The sequence below is a fragment of the Bradyrhizobium tropiciagri genome, from assembly GCF_001189845.1.
GTDB lineage: Bacteria > Pseudomonadota > Alphaproteobacteria > Rhizobiales > Xanthobacteraceae > Bradyrhizobium > Bradyrhizobium tropiciagri.
Genome location: NZ_LFLZ01000049.1, coordinates 47458 through 69578, shown reverse-complemented (window position 1 = coordinate 69578; position 22121 = coordinate 47458). Strand labels below are relative to the sequence as shown.

The 22121-nt window shown below is 65.2% G+C and carries 16 protein-coding genes and 3 pseudogenes; 11 read left to right on the top strand and 8 right to left on the bottom strand.

Annotation, left to right across the window (positions count from 1 at the left end):
* Positions 1-392 precede the first annotated feature (392 nt).
* The 5 genes and pseudogenes from AKN84_RS30655 (at position 393) to AKN84_RS30635 (ending at position 9734) form a co-directional block, all read left to right on the top strand.
* A complete protein-coding gene (locus AKN84_RS30655; RefSeq protein WP_050424226.1) occupies positions 393-1142 on the top strand; it encodes an outer membrane protein in 750 nt (249 codons plus the stop codon).
* Between the two features lie 218 nt (positions 1143-1360).
* Complete coding sequence (locus AKN84_RS30650; protein ID WP_050424225.1) at positions 1361-3505, top strand: methyl-accepting chemotaxis protein; 2145 nt, start codon at positions 1361-1363, stop codon at positions 3503-3505.
* A gap of 130 nt (positions 3506-3635) precedes the next feature.
* Positions 3636-4700 carry an MBL fold metallo-hydrolase gene (locus AKN84_RS30645; protein WP_050424224.1) on the top strand — a complete coding sequence of 355 codons (1065 nt, stop codon included), beginning with the start codon at positions 3636-3638 and terminating at the stop codon, positions 4698-4700.
* A gap of 182 nt (positions 4701-4882) precedes the next feature.
* A pseudogene (hemA, locus tag AKN84_RS30640) lies at positions 4883-6111 on the top strand (5-aminolevulinate synthase).
* Positions 6112-6224: 113 nt separating this feature from the next.
* The gene (locus AKN84_RS30635) at positions 6225-9734 is read left to right on the top strand and encodes a PAS domain-containing hybrid sensor histidine kinase/response regulator (protein WP_050424223.1); all 3510 of its coding nucleotides are present in this window, start codon (positions 6225-6227) and stop codon (positions 9732-9734) included.
* Positions 9735-10033: 299 nt separating this feature from the next.
* Here the strand turns inward: AKN84_RS30635 and AKN84_RS30630 are convergent, their stop codons facing one another.
* Positions 10034-10708 carry a response regulator gene (locus AKN84_RS30630; protein WP_050424222.1) on the bottom strand — a complete coding sequence of 225 codons (675 nt, stop codon included), beginning with the start codon at positions 10706-10708 and terminating at the stop codon, positions 10034-10036.
* 307 nt (positions 10709-11015) lie between these two features.
* On the opposite strand from AKN84_RS30630, the pseudogene AKN84_RS30625 reads away from it, so the two are divergent.
* A pseudogene (locus AKN84_RS30625) lies at positions 11016-12679 on the top strand (MFS transporter).
* A 79-nt stretch (positions 12680-12758) separates the two neighbouring features.
* Here AKN84_RS30625 and AKN84_RS30620 read toward each other — a convergent pair.
* The 3 genes from AKN84_RS30620 to AKN84_RS30610 all read right to left on the bottom strand — a co-directional run bounded on the left by AKN84_RS30620 (position 12759) and on the right by AKN84_RS30610 (position 14595).
* Positions 12759-13232 (bottom strand): secondary thiamine-phosphate synthase enzyme YjbQ, encoded by a 474-nt coding sequence (locus tag AKN84_RS30620; protein ID WP_050424221.1) that lies wholly within the window; start codon positions 13230-13232, stop codon positions 12759-12761.
* Between the two features lie 182 nt (positions 13233-13414).
* Positions 13415-13939: a hypothetical protein gene (locus AKN84_RS30615; RefSeq protein WP_128971288.1), complete on the bottom strand. Its 525-nt coding sequence runs from the start codon at positions 13937-13939 to the stop codon at positions 13415-13417.
* Positions 13940-13971: 32 nt separating this feature from the next.
* Entirely contained in the window at positions 13972-14595 is a 624-nt protein-coding gene (locus AKN84_RS30610) for a 2-hydroxychromene-2-carboxylate isomerase (protein ID WP_050424219.1), read from the bottom strand.
* 275 nt (positions 14596-14870) lie between these two features.
* Between AKN84_RS30610 and AKN84_RS30605 the strand changes: the two genes are divergently transcribed.
* The 5 genes and pseudogenes from AKN84_RS30605 (at position 14871) to AKN84_RS30585 (ending at position 17487) form a co-directional block, all read left to right on the top strand.
* Complete coding sequence (locus tag AKN84_RS30605) at positions 14871-15242, top strand: AtpZ/AtpI family protein (RefSeq protein ID WP_050424218.1); 372 nt, start codon at positions 14871-14873, stop codon at positions 15240-15242.
* A 72-nt stretch (positions 15243-15314) separates the two neighbouring features.
* Positions 15315-16064: a F0F1 ATP synthase subunit A gene (locus tag AKN84_RS30600; RefSeq protein WP_050424217.1), complete on the top strand. Its 750-nt coding sequence runs from the start codon at positions 15315-15317 to the stop codon at positions 16062-16064.
* A 55-nt stretch (positions 16065-16119) separates the two neighbouring features.
* Complete coding sequence (locus tag AKN84_RS30595; protein ID WP_016847054.1) at positions 16120-16350, top strand: F0F1 ATP synthase subunit C; 231 nt, start codon at positions 16120-16122, stop codon at positions 16348-16350.
* Between the two features lie 82 nt (positions 16351-16432).
* Positions 16433-16999, top strand: coding sequence for a F0F1 ATP synthase subunit B (locus AKN84_RS30590; protein ID WP_050424216.1), 567 nt, complete (start codon positions 16433-16435; stop codon positions 16997-16999).
* A gap of 3 nt (positions 17000-17002) precedes the next feature.
* Positions 17003-17487 (top strand): annotated as a pseudogene (locus AKN84_RS30585) (F0F1 ATP synthase subunit B family protein).
* Positions 17488-17708: 221 nt separating this feature from the next.
* Here AKN84_RS30585 and AKN84_RS30580 read toward each other — a convergent pair.
* The 4 genes from AKN84_RS30580 to thrC all read right to left on the bottom strand — a co-directional run bounded on the left by AKN84_RS30580 (position 17709) and on the right by thrC (position 21960).
* Positions 17709-18356 carry a hypothetical protein gene (locus tag AKN84_RS30580; protein ID WP_050424215.1) on the bottom strand — a complete coding sequence of 216 codons (648 nt, stop codon included), beginning with the start codon at positions 18354-18356 and terminating at the stop codon, positions 17709-17711.
* Positions 18357-18504: 148 nt separating this feature from the next.
* Positions 18505-19092, bottom strand: a complete 588-nt coding sequence (locus AKN84_RS30575) for a GNAT family N-acetyltransferase (protein ID WP_021076543.1) — start codon at positions 19090-19092, stop codon at positions 18505-18507.
* A 163-nt stretch (positions 19093-19255) separates the two neighbouring features.
* Positions 19256-20545 (bottom strand): M16 family metallopeptidase, encoded by a 1290-nt coding sequence (locus AKN84_RS30570; protein ID WP_050424214.1) that lies wholly within the window; start codon positions 20543-20545, stop codon positions 19256-19258.
* Entirely contained in the window at positions 20545-21960 is a 1416-nt protein-coding gene (thrC, locus tag AKN84_RS30565) for a threonine synthase (RefSeq protein WP_050424232.1), read from the bottom strand. Before thrC ends, AKN84_RS30570 begins: the two co-directional genes overlap by 1 nt.
* Between the last annotated feature and the right edge of the window lie 161 nt (positions 21961-22121).

Genomic DNA, 22121 nt, shown 5'->3' with positions numbered 1-22121 from the left:
GGATTGCGCAGCAATCCGGGTGAGGGCTCTTGCTCTCTCGATAGACCGCAACCCCTCACCCGATTTGCTGCGCAAATCGACCTCTCCCAAGGGAGAGGTGAACTTTCGATGCCGTTCCAGCTCAACCTAATCTCATCAGGCCTTAGCCAGCGTCTCGATCGGCAGACGGCGGCTTGGTTAACGGGAGAGCCATGCCGCGCGCGGCGCGTTAAGCCTTCCGTCATTCCCGCTTAAGCGTTCGTTAGGCACAACAAAACGTTTCGCCGCAAAGGGTGCGACTTAACGCTCCAAGCCGTCTTTCGGTGAGAAATTTTATTCAAATGCGGTCTACCCCCTCGGCCGTGGATGGCGCCACTTACGCTGCGCCTCATGACTTGTCCGGAGACTGCCTTATGAAGAAGTTCCTGCTCGCAACCGCAGCCGCAGCGGCTGCCCTCGCTGCCTTTGGCGCGACCGCCCAAGCCGCCGATCTCGGCTCCCGCGGCTATTACCAGAAGGCGCCCGCGCCTGTTTACGCCGCTCCGCTCTACAACTGGACCGGCTTCTATCTCGGCGGCCATCTCGGCGGCGTGTTCTCGGGCAGCAACAACTCCTTCAACGGCCTCGCGCTGACCAATTCCGACGCCCGCTTCATGGGCGGCGTGCAGGCCGGCTACGACTGGCAGCTGTCGCCGATGTGGGTGATCGGCGTCGAAGGCCAGTATTCCTGGCTCGGCGGCCACCAGCTCAACGCGATCTTCCCGGGCGGCTACGTCTACAACAACAACCAGCGCGGCATCGGCTCGATCACCGGCCGCGTCGGCTACACCTGGGGCCCGGGCCTGATCTACGTGAAGGGCGGCTACGCCTATTCCGACAACAACGAAACGGTGACATCAGGCGGCGCGCCGGTCGGCTTCGCGCTCACCGACAACCACAGCAACGGCTGGACCATCGGCGGCGGCGCCGAATACATGTTCGCGCCGAACTGGTCGGCCAAGGTCGAGTACCAGTACTACGACTTCGGCGACAGCCGCTTCACCGCGCCGGGCGCGCTGGTGCCGGTCGGCAGCTTCCACAATGACGAGCACACGGTGAAGGCGGGCCTCAACTACCGCTTCAATCTCGGCAACCTCGGCGGCCCCGCCTACGGCCGCTACTGAGGCAATCACCACAACCAAGAGTGGAAAGGCCGGCTGACGCCGGCCTTTTTGCGTCCGTTCGCGTGCATCGATTCCGCACAGCGAACCAAGCCCGTGCGCGGAAGCCCTGAAAAATCCAGCAGATCGTCGCGATTTTCCCGATTTTGTTAACCCGCCGCACCGATACTGCCGCGCCGGGGAAACATCCAAGAGTAGTGGTGACGGGGGACACGGGGGCAATGGCGTTTCGGTTCAAGCTCGGCAAACTCAATCTCAAGCGCATCCACCTGCCGCAGATGGGCGTCAGGGGCAGCCTGTTCGCAGCGTTCGCCGTGATCGCAGCCATGGCGCTGGTGATCAGCGCAGGCGCCGGCATCGTGCTGCATCAGCTCGGCGGCACCATGAGCGATCTCTCCGGCCGCGACATTCCGCGGCTTGCCGCGAGCCTGCAACTGTCCGCGCAGAGCGCCTCGCTCGCAGCCCAGGGTCCCGGTCTGCTCGCCGTGCAGAGCGAGGACGCGCTGAACGATCGCACCAAGAAGGTGCAGGAGGTCGCGCAGCAGACCAACGCCAAGCTTGGCGAGATCATCGAACTCGGCGCCGACAAATCCGTCGTCAGCGCGCTGCAGGAGAACGTCAAGAACACCGACGAGGCGACCAAGAGCCTGATCTCGGCGGCGCGCGAGCGGCTCGAGGTCGGCGCGCTGCGCGACAAGCAGTACAACGCGCTGCGCAAGGCGCAGGGGTCCTTCGTCTCCGCGGCCGGTCCGGCGATGCTCGACGCGCAGACCCGGCTCAACGCCATCCTCGCCTCGGCCGAGGTTTCCGCCGACGACGCCACCGAAGCGGCCCGCACCGTCGGCCAGATCAGCAATGTGATGTCCATCGGCAATCTGATGGCCGCCGACATGACCGCGGCGCTGTCGGCCAACTCCAGCGAGACGCTCGATGCGATCGAGGCGGAGTTCAAGAAGGGCCGCGAGCGCATCAAGTCGAACCTCGACGATTTGCCGAACAATCCGGCGATCGTCGCCGTGCGCGACACTGCCCAGAAGCTGCTCGTGCTCGGCGAAGGCAAGACCGGCGTGTTCAAGGTCCGCCAGAAGGAGCTCGACTCGATCGATTACGGCCAGACCATCCTGGAGGAGACCCGCAAGCTCAATGTCGGGCTCGGCATCAGCGTCCAGCAGCTGGTCGACGCGGTCCAGAAGGAGACCGACGCCTCGACCTTCCAGGCGCGGCAGCAGATCTCGCTCGCGACCACGGTCATGATCGGCCTCGGCGCGCTGACCTTGGTCGGCTCGTTCCTGTTCGTCTGGCTCTATGTCGGGCGCAACATCCTGCGCCGCATCCGCGGCCTGCAGCGCTCGATGCAGCTGTTGTCCGACGGCGACCTCGACACCGAGATCCCGCAGAGCCGCCAGCGCGACGAGATCGCCGTCATGGCCGACGCGCTGCAGGTGTTCCGCGAGAGCATGATCGAGAGCCGCGAGCTCACCGAAAACCAGAACAAGGACCGCTCCGCCAAGGCGGAGCGCGCCTCGCGCATGGAGACGCAGATCACGACGTTCGAATCGACGGTCCGCACCGCGCTCGGCAGCCTGCAGACCGCGGCGAACTCGATGCAGTCGACCGCGCAGAGCATGTCGGCGACCGCCGACCAGTCGAGCGCATTGGTCAACGCGGTGGCCTCGGCCGCCGAGGAGACCTCGGTCAACGTGCAGACGGTGTCGGCCGGCACCGAGGAACTGTCGTCCTCGATCCAGGAGATCAGCCGCCAGGTCGTCACCTCGGCGGAGATCGCCCGCAAGGCGGTGGAGGAAGCCAGCGCCACCGACAGCACGATGCAGGGCCTTGCCGACAACGCGGCGCGGATCAGTGTCGTGGTCGATTTGATCCAGACCATCGCCTCGCAGACCAACCTCCTGGCGCTCAACGCTACCATCGAGGCGGCGCGCGCCGGCGAAGCCGGCCGCGGCTTTGCCGTGGTCGCCTCCGAGGTGAAGAACCTGGCGAGCCAGACCGCGAAGGCGACCGAGGAAATCCGCCAGCAGATCGTCAGCATGCAGGAGGTGACGACGACGGCGGTCTCCGCGATCCGCAACATCTCGAGCACGATCGGCGAGATCAACGACGTCACCACCGCGATCGCCGCCGCGGTCGAGGAGCAGGGCGCGGCGACCCGCGAGATCGCCCGCAACATCCAGCACGCCGCCGGCGGCACCAGCGAGGTGTCGAGCAACATCGTCGGCGTCTCGACCGCCTCGGCCGAGGCCGGCGCCGCCGCCGGCGAGGTGCTGAGCGCCTCCGACGCGCTGCGCCGCGAGGCCGACGTGCTGCGCTCGGAGATCGACGGCTTCCTGTCGAACATCCGGGCCGCCTAGCAGCGTTTCCAAACGATCCGTGGCCCGGGTTGATCCGGGCTACGGAATTCGGGCTCACGCGGCCCCATTCTCCGGACGGCTATCTGATTTTCGGCTGGCGCGGCGGCCCATGTCCCGCTAAGCCCGTAGCATGGACAAGAAGACCGACAGCCTTCCCTCCTCGGCGGAGGCACTGCGATACCCCTGGGAGAACCATCCCGGCCACGACCAGGTCGTGGAGGTGGCTCCCGGCGTGCTGTGGGCGCGGCTGAAGCTGCCGTTCCGCCTCAACCACGTGAACATCTATCTGCTCGCCGACGGCGACGGCTGGACCATGGTGGATGCCGGCTTCGGCAACGAGGAATCGATCGCGGCGTGGACCACGCTGTTCGACGGGCCGCTAAAGCACGTCAAGGTCAACAGGCTGATCGTGACGCACTCGCATCCCGACCATGTCGGTCTTGCCGGCTGGATCACCGAGCGCTTCGACTGCCCGCTGTTCATGTCGCAGGTGGAATACCTGCAATCGGTCTATCACCAGAACCGCGGCACCGAGGAACGGCGCAACGCGCAGCGGCTGTTCTTCCGCCGCCACGGCATGGACGAGGACCTCACCGAGAAGCTGCTCGGCCGCGGCCAGGACTACCTGAAGCGGGTGTCGGTGCTGCCGCCGTCCTATCACCGCCTGACCCATGGCGACGAGGTCGTGATCGGCACAAGGCGCTTCAAGGTGATCACCGGCGGCGGACACGCGCTCGACCAGGTGATGCTGTATTGCGCCGCCGACAAGCTGTTCCTGTCCGCTGACCAGGTGCTGAGCAAGATCTCGCCCAATGTCAGCGTCTGGGCGGTCGAGCCCGAGCAGAACTCGCTCGGCGAATATCTGGCCTCGCTGGCCAGCCTGACCACGACCCTGCCCTACGACGTGATGGTGCTGCCGGGACATGGCGTGCCGTTCTACGGGCTGAAGACCCGGATCAAGCAGCTCGCCGACCACCATGAGGAGCGCTGCCGGCTGATCGCCGAGGCCTGCCGCGAGGTGCCGCAGACCTCCAAGGAGCTGGTGCCGGTGGTGTTCCACAAGCACGTGCTGGACGAGCACCAGATGGGCTTTGCCGCCGGCGAACTGGTCGCCCATGTCAATTACATGCTGGTCGAGGGCCGCCTGACGGCCCAGATGCACGACGACGGCATGCTGCGCTTCAGGACCACCTGAGCCCGGCCGGGGCGGCGCCCCGCCTGGCGATTTGAGCAAAATCAAACCAAATCGGCCCCGCTAGGGCAATTTGCCCAACTGCGACGCATGCCCAGATGTGGGTCAATGCATGGACATTAGAGCTGGAAAAGCTCTAAGAAGAAGCAGCTATTCCGGTCAGGTTCCGCTTTCTGGGTTTGCCGATGAATTACAGCCAGTTTTTCAATTCCGCCCTCAATCGCCTGCATGACGAGCGGCGCTACCGGGTTTTCGCCGACCTCGAGCGGATCGCGGGACGCTTCCCGCACGCGACCTGGCATTCGCCGAAGGGCAGCCGCAACGTCGTGATCTGGTGCTCCAACGACTATCTCGGCATGGGCCAGCACCCCAAGGTGGTCGGCGCCATGGTCGAGACCGCGACCCGGGTCGCACCGGCGCCGGCGGCACCCGCAACATCGCGGGCACCCATCATCCGCTGGTGCAGCTCGAGGCCGAGCTCGCCGATCTGCACGGCAAGGAAGCCTCGCTGCTGTTCACCTCGGGCTATGTCTCGAACCAGACCGGCATCTCGACGCTCGCGAAGCTGATTCCGAACTGCCTGATCCTGTCGGACGCGCTGAACCACAATTCGATGATCGAGGGCGTGCGCCAGGCCGGCTGCGAACGCCAAATCTTCCGCCACAACGACGTCGCGCATCTCGAAGAGCTCCTGATCGCCGCCGGCACCGACCGGCCGAAGCTGATCGTCTGCGAGAGCCTCTATTCGATGGACGGCGATGTCGCGCCGCTCGGCAAGATCTGCGATCTCGCCGAGAAATACGGCGCCATGACCTATGTCGACGAGGTGCATGCGGTCGGCATGTACGGCCCGCGCGGCGGCGGCATTGCCGAGCGCGACGGCGTGATGCACCGGGTCGATATCGTCGAGGGCACGCTCGCCAAGGCGTTCGGCTGCCTCGGCGGCTACATCGCGGGCAAGGCCGAGGTCATCGATGCCGTGCGTTCCTACGCGCCGGGCTTCATCTTCACGACCGCGCTGCCGCCCGCGATCTGCTCGGCCGCGACCGCCGCGATCCGCCACCTCAAGACCTCGAACTGGGAGCGCGAGCGCCACCAGGACCGCGCCGCGCGCACCAAGGCGATCCTGACCGCCGCCGGCCTGCCCGTGATGTCGAGCGACACCCATATCGTGCCGCTGTTCGTCGGCGACCCCGAGAAGTGCAAGCGGGCCTCCGACCTGCTGCTCGAGGATCACGGCATCTACATCCAGCCGATCAACTACCCGACGGTCGCCAAGGGCACCGAGCGGCTGCGCATCACGCCCTCGCCCTACCATGACGACGGCCTGATCGACGGGCTGGCCGAGGCGCTGCTCCAGGTCTGGGACCGGCTCGGCCTGCCGCTGCACCAGAAGTCGCTGGCCGCCGAGTAACCCTATCCGTTTCAACCTGCGAATTTGGGCCGCCGTGCATCGCGCGGCCGGCCCTTTGCGTTATAATCCTGAGACCCGGCCCTCCCAGCGGCCGGGACAGGAGATAAGCAGCGATGCTGCACGACTGGGGCGTCATCGCCACGGCGTTCGCCTACATCGGATTGTTGTTCTTCATTGCCAGCCGCGGCGACCGGATGTCGGCGGGCGAGCGCGGCCGCGCCAGCCACTGGATCTATCCGCTGTCGCTCGCGATCTACTGCACCTCCTGGACCTTCTTCGGCTCGGTCGGCTTCGCCACCCGCACCAGCGTCGACTTCCTGGCGATCTATGTCGGCCCGATCGTGATGGTCGGGCTGTGCACGCCGCTGCTCCGCCGCGTCATCGCGCTCGCCAAGTCGCAGAACATCACCTCGATCGCCGACTTCATCGCCGCCCGCTACGGCAAGAGCCAGGCGGTCGCCGCGACGGTGGCGCTGATCGCGATCATCGGCTCGGTGCCCTACATCGCGCTGCAGCTCAAGGCGATGGCCTCGTCACTGGAAACCATCCTGAGCGAGGACCAGGCATTTTCGAAGATCCCGGTGATCGGCGACATCGCCTTGATGGTGACGCTGGCGATGGCGGTGTTCGCGGTGCTGTTCGGCACCCGCCACACCGACGCGACCGAGCACCAGCACGGGCTGATCCTGGCGATCGCCGCCGAATCCATCGTCAAGCTGGTCGCCTTCATCGCCGCCGGCGCCTTCGTCACCTTCTGGATGTTCTCCCCGGTCGAGCTCTATGAGCGCGCCCTCAAGACGCCGGAAGCGGTGCGTGCGATCGAATATGTGCCGTCGATCGGCAACTTCCTGATCATGACGCTGCTGTCGTTCTGCGCGGTGATGCTGCTGCCGCGCCAGTTCCATGTCAGCGTGGTCGAGAATTCGACGCCCGCCGAAGTCACAAGGGCGCGCTGGCTGTTCCCGCTCTACCTCATCGCCATCAACCTGTTCGTGATCCCGATCGCGATCGCCGGCCTCGTCATCTTCCCGTTCGGCGCGGTCGATGCCGACATGTTCGTGCTGGCGCTGCCGATCGAGGGCAATGCGCAATTGCTGAGCCTTGCGGTGTTCGTCGGCGGCCTGTCGGCGGCGACCGCGATGGTGATCGTCGAATGTGTCGCGCTCTCGATCATGGTCTCCAACGACATCGTGCTGCCGCTGGTGCTGCCGCGCAGCGACGACACCCGCATCGGCCAGAAGGATTTTGGCGATTTCCTCCTGAAGGCGCGCCGCTTCTCTATCTTCGCCATCATGGTGATGGCGTACTTCTATTATCGCGCGCTCGGCAACACCCAGCTGGTCGCGATCGGCCTGCTATCCTTTGCCGCGATCACCCAGCTCGCGCCGGCCTTCTTCGGCGGGCTGTTCTGGCGCAGAGCCACCGCACGCGGCGCGATGGCGGGCATGCTGGTCGGCTTCGCGACGTGGCTCTACACGCTGTTCATCCCGAGTTTCCTGGAGAACTCGACCGCCGGCCTGATGCTGCTGCAACACGGGCCGTTCGGGATCGAGGCATTGCGGCCGCAGGCGCTGTTCGGCGCCGATTTGCCGCCGCTGCTGCACGGCGTGCTGTGGAGCCTTGCCCTCAACATCCTCACCTATGTGCTGTTCTCGCTGGCGCGCGCGCCGTCCTCGATCGAGCTGTTGCAGGCCGACGTGTTCGTGCCCAATGCGCTGGCCCCGATCGCGCCGAGCTTCCGGCGCTGGCGCACCACGGTGACAGTGCAGGACATCGAAAGCACGGTGACGCAATATCTCGGCCCCGACCGCACCCGCGAGGCGTTCGCCGCGTTCGCCGTCGACCGCAACGTCGTGCTGCTGGCGTCGGCGCCGGCCGATTTCGAGCTGCTGCAACACGCCGAGCGGCTGATCGCGTCCTCGATCGGGGCCGCGTCCTCGCGCCTCGTGATGTCGCTGCTGCTGCAGCGGCGCACGGTGTCGGCCAAGGCCGCGCTCAAGCTGCTCGACGACTCCCACGCCGCGCTGCATTTCAACCGCGAGATCCTGCAGACCGCGCTCAATCACGTGCGCCAGGGCATCGCAGTGTTCGACGCCGATCTGCAGCTGATCTGCTCCAATCGCCAGTTCTCCGAATTGCTCGGGCTGCCGCCGCATCTGGTGCAGCTCGGCATACCCTTGCCCGAGATCCTCGAATTCATGGGCGCGATCAGCCCGCCGCCGGCCGGCGACAGCGACAATTTGCTGCAATTGCGGCTGCGCGCCTACACCACTGAGGGCGAGCCCTATCTGGAACGCTTCACCGATCGCCACCTCGTGATCGAGGTCCGCGCCAACCGGATGCCGGGCGGCGGGCTCGTCATCACCTTCTCCGATGTCACGCCGAGCTTCGAGGCCGCCGAGGCGTTGGAGCGCGCCAATGCGACGCTGGAAAAGCGGGTGCGCGACCGCACCGAGGAGCTGACCCGGCTGAACTCGGAGCTCGCGCTCGCCAAAGGCATCGCCGAAGACGCCAATGCCTCGAAGACGCGCTTCCTGGCGGCGGCGAGCCACGACATCCTGCAACCGCTCAACGCTGCGCGCCTCTATGTCACGAGCCTGGTCGAACGCCAGAACGGCGGCGAGGATTCGCGCCTGGTCGAGAACATCGACGACTCGCTCGAGGCGATCGAGGACATCCTCGGCGCGCTGCTCGATATTTCCAGGCTCGACGCCGGCGCCATGACGCCGGCGATCACGAGCTTCCGGATGGCCGATTTGATGCGCTCGCTGGAGATCGAGTTCATGCCGATCGCCCGCGACAAGGGCCTCGATCTGCGCTTCGTGGCCTGCTCGCTGCCGGTCGAATCCGATCGCTCGCTGCTGCGCCGGCTGCTGCAGAACTTCATCTCCAACGCGATCAAATATACCCCGCGCGGCCGCGTGCTGATCGGCTGCCGCCGCCGCGGCGACGCGCTGCAGATCAGTATCCTCGACACCGGCGTCGGCATTCCCGTGCAAAAGCGTGGCGAGATCTTCAAGGAGTTCCATCGCCTCGAGCAAGGCGCCCGGATCGCCCGCGGCCTCGGTCTTGGACTATCGATCGTCGAGCGACTGGCGCGCGTGCTCAACCATCGCATCGCGATCTCGGCCAATGTCAGCGGCGGCTCGGCGTTCTCGGTCACCGTGCCGGTCGCGACCGCGGTCAATCATACCGCGGCCGTCACCAGCGCCACCCCGCTGTCGAAGACGCCGATGAGCGGCTCGCTGATCGTCTGCATCGAGAACGACCCCGCCATTCTCGACGGCATGAAGACGCTCTTGACGGCGTGGGACGCCGAGGTGATCGCGGTGCTCGATGCCGACGGCGCGATCAGCGCGATCGAGGCCGCCGGCGGCCGCGTCACCGGCGTCCTGGTCGACTATCATCTGGATCGCGGCAACGGCGTCGCCGCGATCCGCGAAATCCGCCGCCGCTTCGGCGACGGCATCCCGGCGATCCTGATCACCGCCGACCGCAGCCCGGCGGTGCGCGCCGCCGCGCGCGAGGAGAACATCGCGGTGCTGAACAAGCCGGTCAAACCCGCCTCGCTGCGCGCGCTGCTCGGACAATGGCGGACGCAGCAGATGGTGGCGGCGGAGTAGGATTCGCCCGGTCCACCGCGTGCGAAGCGCGGCGTCCTGATTGTCCCGTCATCCTGAGGAGCGCGGAACGCGCGTCTCGAAGGATCGACGGCCACCGGCCGGGCCGTTCATCCTTCGAGACGCCGCTTCGCGGCTCCTCAGGATGACGGTCCTAGCTCGTCATTGCGAGTGAAGCGAAGCAATCCATCGCGCGGCATGCCGGAAGCATGGATTGCTTCGTCGCTATCGCTCCTCGCAATGACGGGGTGAATTGATTCCCAGCCTTTCAGGATTACGGAGCAAAGAGCCGCGATGACAGGTTAAGGCGACGGCGTGCCCTGGCGCCATTGGCCGCCGGCGATCTTGGCGGCGGCGATCACGGCTTGGGTTCGGCTTTCGACGCCGAGCTTCTGCAAAATGGCCGAGACATGGGCCTTGATGGTCGCTTCGGAGACACCGAGCTCGTAGGCGATCTGCTTGTTAAGCAGCCCCTCGGACAGCATCATCAGCACCCGCACCTGCTGCGGGGTCAGTGTGACCAGGCGGTCGCGCAGCCGGGTCATGTCGGGATCCCCGGCCGCCGACAGATCGGTGTCCGGCGGAACCCAGACGTCGCCCTCCATCACCTTCATGATGGCATCCCGCAGTGTCTCGACGCCGAAGCGCTTGGGGATGAAACCGGAGGCGCCGAAGTCGAGCGAACGGCGGATGGTTCCGGCATCGTCGCTGGCGGAGACGATGACCACCGGGATGGCCGGATACTGCGCCCGCAGATAGATCAGGCCGGAAAAGCCGCTGATCCCCGGCATGCTCAAGTCGAGCAGGATCAGGTCGACCTCGGAGTCCCGTTCCAGGAGCGCGGTCAGGTCCTCGAACGATCCGGCCTCGCTGATCGTGGCCGAACTCACGACGCTCGACACCGCCTGACGCAACGCATCGCGGAACAGCGGATGGTCGTCGGCGATGACAAGATGAGTATTGGCAGCAGCAGTCATCTCAGTCCCACAAGCGGGCAAGCCCGCGCCGTTCGGTTGTCGCCCGCGCGGCAGTATCACGCAAGGGCTCGAAAATGCCAGATGCCAACGCAGTTAACCGGCCGGGCTTGTGCGCCGCAATAGAAGCACGCCGGCGCGTTCCATCCGGCACTCACCTCCAAAGATAAGTTCAAGCGTGCAAAAGCCAAAAGTCTTATTGGGGCCGGTTTCACTGCGATGTTACCCTCAATTTAAGCCTAAGGCTCATTCGGGCCTAACCCGCCTGCCGGGGGCGAGCATCAGCAACAATTCGGGGGGAGCTATCCAGATGTCCACAATGACTGCAACCTCGGCGCGGCCCGCCGGCATGACGAAGGATGAGCGGTTCGTCATCCTCGCGTCGTCGCTCGGCACCGTGTTCGAGTGGTACGACTTCTACCTCTACGGTTCACTGGCCGGCATCATCGGCGCACAGTTCTTCTCCGACTATCCGCCGGCGACCCGCGACATCTTCGCGTTGCTGGCGTTCGCCGCGGGCTTCCTGGTTCGCCCGTTCGGCGCGATCGTATTCGGCCGGGTCGGTGACATCGTCGGCCGCAAATACACCTTCCTCGTCACCATCCTGATCATGGGCATGTCGACCTTCATCGTCGGCCTGTTGCCCAGCGCCAAGACCATCGGCATCGCCGCGCCGATCATCCTGATCTCGCTCCGCCTGCTGCAGGGCCTCGCGCTCGGCGGCGAGTATGGCGGTGCAGCGACCTACGTCGCCGAGCATGCGCCACAGGGCAAGCGCGGCTACTACACCTCCTTCATCCAGACCACGGCAACGCTCGGATTGTTCCTGTCGCTGCTGGTCATCCTGTTCACCCGAACCTTCACCGGCGAGAAGGACTTCGCGGATTGGGGCTGGCGTATTCCGTTCCTGGTCTCGGTGCTGCTGCTCGGCATCTCGGTCTGGATCCGTCTGCGACTGAACGAATCGCCGGTGTTCCAGCGGATGAAGGAGGAAGGCAAGACCTCCAAGCGCCGCTGACCGAGGCCTTCGCGACCTGGAGCAACGCCAAGATCGTGATCCTCGCTTTGCTCGGCCTCACCATGGGCCAGGCGGTGATCTGGTACACGGGCCAGTTCTACGCGCTGTTCTTCCTGCAATCGATCCTGAAGGTCGACGGCTACACCGCCAACCTCCTGATCGCGTGGTCGCTGCTGCTCGGCACCGGCTTCTTCCTGGTGTTCGGCGCGCTGTCGGACAAGATCGGCCGTAAGCCGATCATCCTGGCCGGCTGCCTGATCGGCGCACTCACCCTGTTCCCGATCTTCAAGATGATCACGACCAACGCCAACCCGGCGCTGGAAAAGGCCTATGAGTCGGTCAAGGTGCAGGTGGTGGCCGATCCCGCCGGCTGCGGCGATCTGTTCAACCCGGTCGGCACCCGCGTCTTCTCGGCGCCTTGCGACACCGCCCGCGCCTTCCTCGCCCAGTCGTCGGTGAAGTACACCACCGTGCCGGGCCCGGCCGGCTCGCCGGTGAAGATCACCGTCAACGACAAGGAGGTGCCGTACACGGACGCCAAGACGTCGAACCCCGCCATCTTGGCGGCGGTGCAGGCGGCGGGCTATCCGAAGGCGGGTGACCCCGGCATCGTGAAGATGTCGAACCCGTTCGACGTCTTCCGTCCGCAGGTGGCTGCGATCATCGGCCTGCTGTTCATCCTGGTGATCTACGTCACCATGGTCTACGGCCCGATCGCCGCCATGCTGGTCGAACTGTTCCCGACCCGCATCCGCTACACGTCGATGTCGCTGCCCTATCATATCGGCAACGGCTGGTTCGGCGGCCTGCTCCCGGCGACCGCGTTCGCGATCACCGCCTCGACCGGCGATATCTACTCCGGTCTCTGGTATCCGGTCATCTTCGCGGCAATCACCGTCGTGGTCGGCGCGCTGTTCATCCCGGAAACCAAGGACGTCGACATCACCAAGACCTGACCGTCGACATCGCGATCAACATGCATCGGCCGCGGAGCGATCCGCGGCCGATGTCGTTTTGTTCGGCTGTTCGAGCGCGTCAGCGCACGGCGCCGATGAATTGCAGCACGATCTCGCGCCGGTGCGCCCTGGCGCGATGCTCGATCAGATAGATGCCCTGCCAGGTGCCGAGCGCCATCTCGCCATCGAGCACGGGGACTTGCAGCGAGGTCGCCGTCAGCATGGTCTTGATATGCGCCGGCATGTCATCGGGCCCTTCGGTGTCGTGACGCCAGCCGCCGTGTTCGGGCGCGGCGCGGTCGAGCGCCGTCATCAGATCGGCCAGCACGGTCGGATCGGCATTCTCCTGGATCGTCAGCGAGGCCGAGGTGTGACGGATGAACAGCGTCACCGCGCCCTCGCCGGCGCGCACCTCGCGCAGGAATTTGGCGACCTCGCGCGTGATGTCGGTGAAACCGGCGCCCGACGTTTCCACCGTCAGGCGCGATGAGACGATGCTGGTTGCCGCGACGGAAGATGCCGCCGAGCGCGATATGGTTTTCGGTGAGGTCATCTGTAACTCTCACTATGTCGTCCCGGCGAAGGCCGGGACCCATACTCCGCGGCCCCTCAAGTTCGAAGACTAGGGGTGGATATCTCTCGTAACCAATTCGCTTCGGTGGTTATGGGTCCCGGCCCCCGTGCGCAATTGCGCACTAGGCCGGGACGACGCTGAACAAACAGCGCCAGCACACATCAAATCTTGCCGCCGTTGACGTCGCGCTGTACGCGGTTGGCCATCTCGATCAGCCGCCGCCAGGCCCGCTCGACGAACGACATCATGCGATCCATGTCGCGGTCGCTCGGCAGCGGGATCTCGATCTTGCGCTCGCCCTCGGCGACCTTGGGCTCCGGTGGCTTGGGCTCCGGCTTCTTCAGCTGATCCGATTTCGGCAACGCCTCGTCGGTCTTGGCCGACGGTGCGCGCGCGGCGAGCTCGCCCTTTAATTTGTCATTGTCGGCCTGCAGGCGCCCGATCTCGGCATCGAGCGCCGCGCGCTCGTCCGGCACCATGTAGCAGGCCCAGCCGGCGCTGGAATTGGTGCAGGTCGACACCGCGCCGGTGCGGGTGTCGAGCCGCAGGAAGCCATCGCCGGCCGGCGACAGCGCGTACCTGCCGTTCTCGGTATCGGGCGCGGTTTGCGCCAATGCCGTACCGCTCGTGATCAGGATGGCAGCAATTGCGATGGACAATTTCGAGGACGACATCGCGATGGGCATGGGCTTGCTCCGCCTCAACCTGAATCCTGCCCCTAAACCACAGAGCTATAGGGCTTGCGGCCTGACTTCAACGCGTCCTCGAGCAATTCGATCCGGTCCTGGCCCCAGAACACCTCGCCATCGAGCACATAGCCGGGCGAGCCGAACACGCCGGCATCCAACGCATTCTGGCGGTTCTGCTCATAGGCCGCGCTGATCGCCTCCGTGCCCGCGCGCTCCACCAGCTGCCGGCCGGGCAGACCTGCATCGTCGGCAAGCTTCACCAGCGTTGCGGGATCGGCAAGGTTGAGCTCAAGCTCCCAGACCGCCGGATAGGCACGTTGCAGAAACGGCTCGGGGTCGAGCCCGGCTTCGAGCATCGCGATCACGACACCATCGGCGAGGCGCCCGTTGAACGGCCAGTTGGCCGGTTGCAGGTGAAAATTCAGTCCGCGCTTGTCGCGCCAGCGCTGCAACTCGATCAGCCGATAGCGCTGCCGCACCGGATGGCGCTTGGCGAGCGGCAGCCCGCCGGTCTCCGAGAACAGATCGACCAGCAGCACGGGCCGGTAATTTACCTTGAGATCGTAAGTGCTTACGAGCCGAGTAAAGGGCTTGTGGCCGATATAGGCCCACGGCGATTGCAGCGAGAAGTAGTAGTCGACTTGGCGCGCCATGCGGAACCTTGACTGCACGAGGGACGAGGACTTTCGGCGATCCCAGCAGAGCGGGAAAAGCCACGCAACAACGCTTCGAAGCATACAAGCTGTTGCACTGCGATCACTGCGTCACTCTGACCTTGAATATCTCAAAATAAATCCAGCAGAATCAAAGCAATAACTGGTTACGACGCAATCTTGACTTGATTAGACGCGGTAAGTATGGTCCGCGCGGCTTTTGACGGGGACGGGCGCAATTTCCATCATCCGCGGCATCGGTTAGTGTTTGCAGCATGGCTGAGAACACCAACCCCGGCGCAGATGGAAGTCGCGATCAATCGCCTCCTGACGAAGCTGCGCTTTCCGCAAGGCTCGGAAGTCTCGATCATCGGTTGTCAGAAATTCGCGACAGCCGCAGGAGCAAGACTGATCAATCCGGTAATGAAAGCGGGGACAGTGCCGCCAGAGCTTCGGCGATGGCGCTCGGTTTTCGTCTTTCCTCGGAGCTGATCGCGGGCGTTGCCGTCGGAGCGGCGATTGGCTGGGGGTTCGACCGTTTGCTGTCGACGTCGCCATTCGGCTTCATCGTGTTAACGCTGCTCGGCTTCGTCGCCGGCGTGGTCAACGTGGTGAGGTCCGCGGGCGTGGCCTCGGGCAAGCGCTGAGCGCTGGCGGGAAGTCACGACATTTGAAATTCGATAACCGGCGACACGGCCGGTGGACCAAGAGCCGCGCGGATGAAAATCGACCCGATCCATCAGTTCAATATCGAGCCCCTCTTCACGCTCGGCCACATCGGCAATCACACGATCGCCTTCACCAATTCGTCGCTCTACATGTTCATCGCAGTGCTGTTGATCGCGCTGCTGATGCTGGCGAGCGGCCGGGACCTGGTTCCCGGACGGCTGCAGTCGGTCGCCGAGATCTCCTACGAGTTCGTCGCCACCACGATTCGCAGCACGGCCGGCTCGGAAGGCATGAAGTTCTTCCCGCTGATCTTCTCGCTCTTCATGTTCCTGTGCGTCTCGAACCTCGTCGGTGTCATCCCCTACACCTTCACGATCTCGAGCCATTTGATCGTGACCGCGGCCCTTGCGCTGCTGGTGTTCTTCACCGTCCTGTTCTACGGCCTCTACAAGAACGGTCTGAAATTCTTCAAGATCTTCGTCCCCTCCGGCGTTCCGATCTACATCCTGCCGCTGGTCATGTTCATCGAGGTCCTGTCGTTCTTCCTGCGGCCGGTCTCGCACAGCGTTCGTCTGTTCGCCAACATGCTGGCCGGCCACATCGCGCTCAAGGTGTTCGCGGGCTTCGTCGCGATGCTCGGCTTCTCGCTGGGCGCGCTCGGCTGGGTCGGCGGCGTGCTGCCGCTGGCGCTCACGATTGCGCTGTACGCCCTCGAACTGCTGGTCGCGTTCCTGCAGGCCTACGTGTTCGCGATCCTGACCTGCATCTACCTCAACGACGCCATTCATCCGGGACACTAAGCGGTCCGGGGAATCTCCACCCACCAATCTGTCTATCTTTCTCAAGGAGCTACATATGGAACCGGCAGCAGCAAAACTTATCGGCGCGGGCATCGCGTGCATCGGCATGGGCGGTGCGGGCGTCGGCGTGGGCATCATCTTCGGCAACTACCTCGCCGCTGCGGTGCGTAACCCCTCGGCCGCTCAGGGCCAGTTCGGCAACCTGATCTTCGGCTTCGCCGTGACCGAAGCGCTCGGCATCTTTTCGCTGCTGATCGCGCTGCTTCTGCTGTTCGTTCCGCTCTGAGCGGCACTTCCTTCGCGCCGCCCGGGGATCATCCGAAGGATCATTCCAGGGGCGGTGCGCATGACAGCAACAGGAGAACACCATGGCTGAGAGTCATGGCGAGGCAAAAGGCCAGGCGGCCGGCGCCCACACCGAGGCCGAAGGCGGGCATCACGGCGGAGCCTTTCCGCCGTTCGATTCGTCCAACTACGCCTCGCAGCTGGTGTCGCTGGCGATTGCATTTGTCGCGCTCTATCTGATCGTGTCGCGTATCGCACTGCCGCGCGTCGGCGGGACGATCGATGCACGTCAGAACAAGATCGAGGGCGATCTGGCCGAGGCGCAGAAGCTGAAGGACGAGTCCGACGCGGCGCTGAAGGCCTATGAAACCGAGCTGACGAATGCGCGCGCCAACGCGCAGGCGATCGGCAACGAGACCCGCGAGAAGCTGAACGCGGCCTCGGAAGCCGAGCGCAAGGCGCTGGAAGAGAAACTGGCGGCCAAGCTCGCCGACGCCGAGAAGCAGATCGCAACGACGAGGACCAACGCCATGAGCAACGTCCGCGGCATCGCGGCGGATGCGGCCGGCGCCATCGTCCAGCAACTCGCCGGCGTCACGCCGGACGCGAATGCGGTCAACAGCGCCGTCGACGCGTCGCTGAAGGGATAGACGATGTTTTACGAACCGGAAACCTGGGTTGCCATTGCCTTCGTCATTCTGCTGGTCGTGTTCGGCTACCTCGGCGTCCATCGCACCCTGCTGACGGCGCTCGATCATCGTGCCGAGCGCATCAAGGCCGAGCTGGAGGACGCCCGCCGTCTGAAGGACGAGGCCAACAAGCTGCTCGGCGAGTACAAGGCGCGCCGCGCCAGCGCGGAGCGCGAGGCCCAGGACATCATCTCCAACGCCAAGGCCGAAGCCGAGCGAATCGCGGCTGAAGCCAAGACCAAGATGGAAGATTTTGTCGCCCGGCGGACCAAGACCGCCGAGAGCAAGATCGCCCAGGCCGAGGCCCAGGCCGTGGCCGATGTCCGCGCCGCCGCGGCCAACGCCGCCGTGACCGCCGCCTCGACCATCCTGTCGCAGTCGGTCAAGGGCTCGGTTGCGACGACCTCGTCGGCAAGGGCATCGCCGAAGTCCGCTCCAAGCTGAACTGACGCGATCCTAACTGCTTCCAAAAAAAGGCCGGCGCGAGATCATCGCGCCGGCCTTTTTCATGGGTCCTGCACCTTTTCTCATTCCAGCGGCCCATCACGGCCGCCGCTAAAGCGCGATGAGTTTTGGTTGAATCGGCTTGGCGCGGTCTTGCTTCACCTCTCCCCGGCGGGGAGAGGTGAACTTTCGACGCCGTTCCAGCTCAACCTAATCTCATCAGGCCTTAGTGCTTCTTCTTTTGCGTGCGGGGCTTCGGCTCCGGCTTCAGGGCCTGCGGATCAAAGCCGATATAAAAAATGTAATCGTCGTTTTCCGCGGCCGACGGCGCCGGATAGACGACATCCTCGGCGACCAGGCTGAACGGCACGCTGCCGCTGTCGTCCATCTGCACCGTGGTGGTGTAGGCCTTGGTGGCGATGGTCTTCTCGCCGACGCCGCCCTTCACCACGGCGACGCGCAGCGGCACCTGGACGCTCGGCGGTGCGCCCTGGGGACCAACGATGATCCGCCCCTGGATCCCGATCTTGGCCGTGATCTGGCCGCTGTTCAGATTGCATTCCCGCGCCGTGCGGGTGATCGAAGCCAGGAACTTGACGTCGTTGCCGACCGCTTCCTTGCCGTCCTGCGCCACCGAATAGGTCGAAGCCCCGGAGCGGATCTGCACCGGCGGGCAGGTCAGCCCAGCGTCGGCATCGCTGAGCGGCTGCGGCGCCGCTGCTGTCGCCGGCTTCGAATCCGACGATCCGCCGCCGAACAGGCTCTTGAAGCGGTCGCTCAGCGACTGCGCCGAGCCTGCCGAGGGTAGCAGGGTGGCACCGAGACCGATCGATACCGCCGCCGCGAGCGCGAACCTGATCACCCTGTCACCCATCGATATCCTCAAATCTCCAAACCGAGTTCCCGTTTCGCCGGCGTTATAGCAAGCCAATGGCGGCGAACCCAAGGCATGTGAAGGGCATGTAACAAGGCATCCGGAAGGCGCCGGGCGGCGCCGGCCATCAGCCGGCCAGGCTTGCGATTCAGCCGCGGAAATCCTCGTGCAACAGGCCGAACAGCAAATGGTCCTGCCAGATCCCGTTGATGCAGAGATAGCGCCGCGCCAGGCCCTCGCGGGTGAAGCCGCACTTCTCCAGCACGCGGATCGACGACGCATTGGAGGGGATGCAGGCCGCCTCGATGCGATGCAGATTGAGCTCGCCGAACAGCGACGGCAGCAGCACCCGCAGCGCCGTCGTCATGTAGCCGCGATGGGCATGCGGCAGGCCGACCCAATAGCCGATCGTGCCGGCCTGCACGATGCCGCGGCGGACGTTGGCGAGCGTGATCCCGCCGATCATCACCCCGTCCGATTCGCGGAAGATGATGAACGGATAGGACCTATCGGCGGCGATATCCTCGGAGTAGCGGCGCAGCCTGCGGCGGAAGCCTGCCCGGGTCAGGTCGTCGGAGGGCCAGATCGGCTCCCAGGGCGTGAGATAGGCGCGGCTGAACTCGCGCAATTGCGCCCATTGCGGGAAATCCGACATTTGCGGCGCACGCAGCAACAGCCCGTGACCGCGCGGCATCAGTGCAGCGGGTCCACCAGACGGCAAACGAAACAGGGCCATGGCCCAACACTCCCCCGCTCACTTCCCCCTCGCCCCGCCCTTGCGGGGAGAGGGTCGGGGTGAGGGGCTGCCTCCACGAGCGAGCCGATTGTCGGGGACCTGTACCCCCTCACCCGGATTGCTTCGCAATCGACCTCTCCCCGCAGGCGGGGAGAGGTAACTTCTAATGCAGCAGCGTCTTTGCCTTCGACTTCGTCAATCCTTCCGCAAAAGACACCGCCGTGTCCAGACCCCTTCCGCTGCCGAGGGCAACAACGGCGGGCCGGCTGCGCGACAGCAGCGCGCGGGCGGCGTTGCGGCTCGATTCGACGCTGACCGCGTCGATCCGCGCCACCAGCTCTTCCACCGTCTGCGGCCGGCCATAGGCTAGCACATGGCGTGCCAGCTGTTCGGCCCGGGATGAACAGCTTTCCAGCGCCATCAGCAGGCCGGCCTTCATCTGCGCCTTGGCGCGCGCGACCTCCGCCTCGGTCAGGGTCTCCACCGCGTCATTGATGACGTCGACGATGACTTCCATCATCTCCGGCGCGTCGGCGGGATCGGTCCCGGTGTAGAGGCCGAAGAAGCCGGTGTCGGTATAGGGGGCGTGGAAGGTGTAGATCGAGTAGCACAGCCCGCGCTTCTCGCGCACCTCCTGGAACAGCCGCGACGACATCCCGCCGCCGAGCGTGTTGGTGAAGACCTGCAGCGAGAACAGCGACAGGTCGGTCTGCGGCACGCCCTCCAGCGCCAGCGTCAGATGCGCCTGCTCGAGATCGCGATGCACCACCTTCGAGCCGCCGTTGCCGAACATCGCCGGCTGCGGCTTCGGCGCCGGCGTGGGGTCGAAGCTCGCGAACTTCTGCGCCACGTCCTCGACGACGCGCTTGTGATCGACGGCGCCGGCGGCGGCGACCACCATGTCGGGGGCGCGGTAATGCGTCGAGAGATAGCCGCGCAGCGTGTCGCGGTTGAAGGCCTTCAGCGTCTTGGCGGTGCCGAGCAGCGAACGCCCCATCGGCTGGTCCGGGTAGCAGAGCTCGTTGAGATGCTCGAACACGACGTCGTCGGGCGTATCCTGCGCCGCGCCGATCTCCTGCACGATGACGCTCTTCTCGCGCTCGAGCTCGTCCGGCACGAAGGACGGGTTGGCGAGGATGTCGGAGAGCACGTCGAGCGCCAGCGGCACGTCGGCCTTCATCACCCGTGCATAATAGGCCGTGGTCTCGGTCGAGGTGCCGGCATTGAGATCGCCGCCGACCGCCTCGATCTCCTCGACGATCTCGCGCGAGGAGCGCCGCGCGGTGCCCTTGAACGCCATGTGTTCCAAGAGATGCGAGATGCCGTGCTCGTTCGGCTTCTCGTCGCGCCCGCCGACCCCGGCCCAGACCCCAAGCGCCGCGGTTTCCAGATGCGGCATGGTGTCGGTGACGACGGTCAGACCGCTCGGCAGCTTCGTGATCTCAACGCTCATCAGGCAACTCCCTGCTTGGCGGCACGGCTGACCGACAGCACGAAGCGCTCGACCTCCGCGGAATCATTCTTCATGACCGTCATGTGTTCGGATTTCGTCATCAACCCGCCGAGCCAGGCCGGCAGCTGCGGACGCACCCCGCAGGCGGCCTCGACCGCGTCAGGGAATTTGGCCGCATGCGCGGTCGACAGCACGATGTTCGGTATCCCTGAGTCCGAGGTGTCGCGGTCGGCGACCGCGAGCGCCACCGCAGTGTGCGGATCGACCAGATCGCCCGCCTCGCGCCAGGCGGCGCGGATCGCCGCCGCCGTCTCGGTCTCGTCGGCGCGGCCGGCGTCGAAATCGCGGCGCACCGCGGCCAGCGTCGCATCCGGGAGCACGAAGCGGCCGGACTGCTTCAGCGAAGCCATCAGGCGGCGGACCTGGTCGGCGTCGCGGCCGCTCGCCTCGAACAGCAGCCGCTCGAAATTCGAGGACACCTGGATGTCCATCGACGGCGATGCCGTGGCGTGAACCTCGCGCACCTCGTAGTTGCCGGTCTTCAGCGTGCGCGGCAGGATGTCGTTGACGTTGGCGGCGATGCGCAGCCATCGGATCGGCAGCCCCATGCGCTTGGCCACATAGCCGGCGAAGATGTCGCCGAAATTACCCGTCGGCACCGTGAAATCCACCGTGCGCTGCGGTGCGCCGAGCGCCACCGCCGAGGTGAAATAATAGACCACCTGCGCCACGATGCGCGCCCAGTTGATCGAGTTGACGCCGGACAGCGCCACCGCGTCGCGGAAGCGATGGTTGTTGAACATCTCCTTCACCAGCGACTGGCAATCGTCGAACGTGCCTTCGATCGCGAGCGCGTGGACGTTGGAAGCGCCGGTCGTCGTCATCATGCGGCGCTGCACCTCGGAGATGCGTCCGTTCGGGAACAGCACGACGAGGTCGACATTGTCGAGATTGGCAAACGCCTCGACCGCGGCGCCGCCGGTATCGCCCGAGGTCGCGACCACGATGGTGGTGCGCTGCGCGCGCTTGGCCAGCACGTGATCCATCAGCCGCGAGATCAGCTGCATCGCGACGTCCTTGAACGCCAGCGTCGGCCCGTGGAACAGCTCGAGCAGGAACTGGTTCGGCCCGGCCTGGTCGAGCGGCACCACCGCGGGATGACGGAACGTGGCATAGGCCTCGTTGGCCATGCGGCCGAGCTCGGCATCGGAAATCTCGCCGGCGACAAACGGCCTGACGATCTCGACCGCGACCTCCCAATAGGGACGGCCGAAGAAGCCGGCGATGGTCTCGTGCGACAGCTCCGGCCAGGTCTCGGGCACGTAGAGCCCGCCGTCCCGGGCAAGCCCGGTCAGCATCACATCGCAGAAGCCAAGCACCGGGGCCTCGCCCCTGGTCGAAATATACCGCGTCAAACCGCCCTCCAAAGGCTTCGATCCGAGCCTTAAGCCTTTGATATCATGGATTTATCGAGTTCGCCGCATGCGAACCGGATCAAGTCACCATAGAAGATCGGACCGGCAATGGGTAGCCCGAAGCATACGCCGCGGGGGCGCGGGGTGGTGTGGGTGACGTT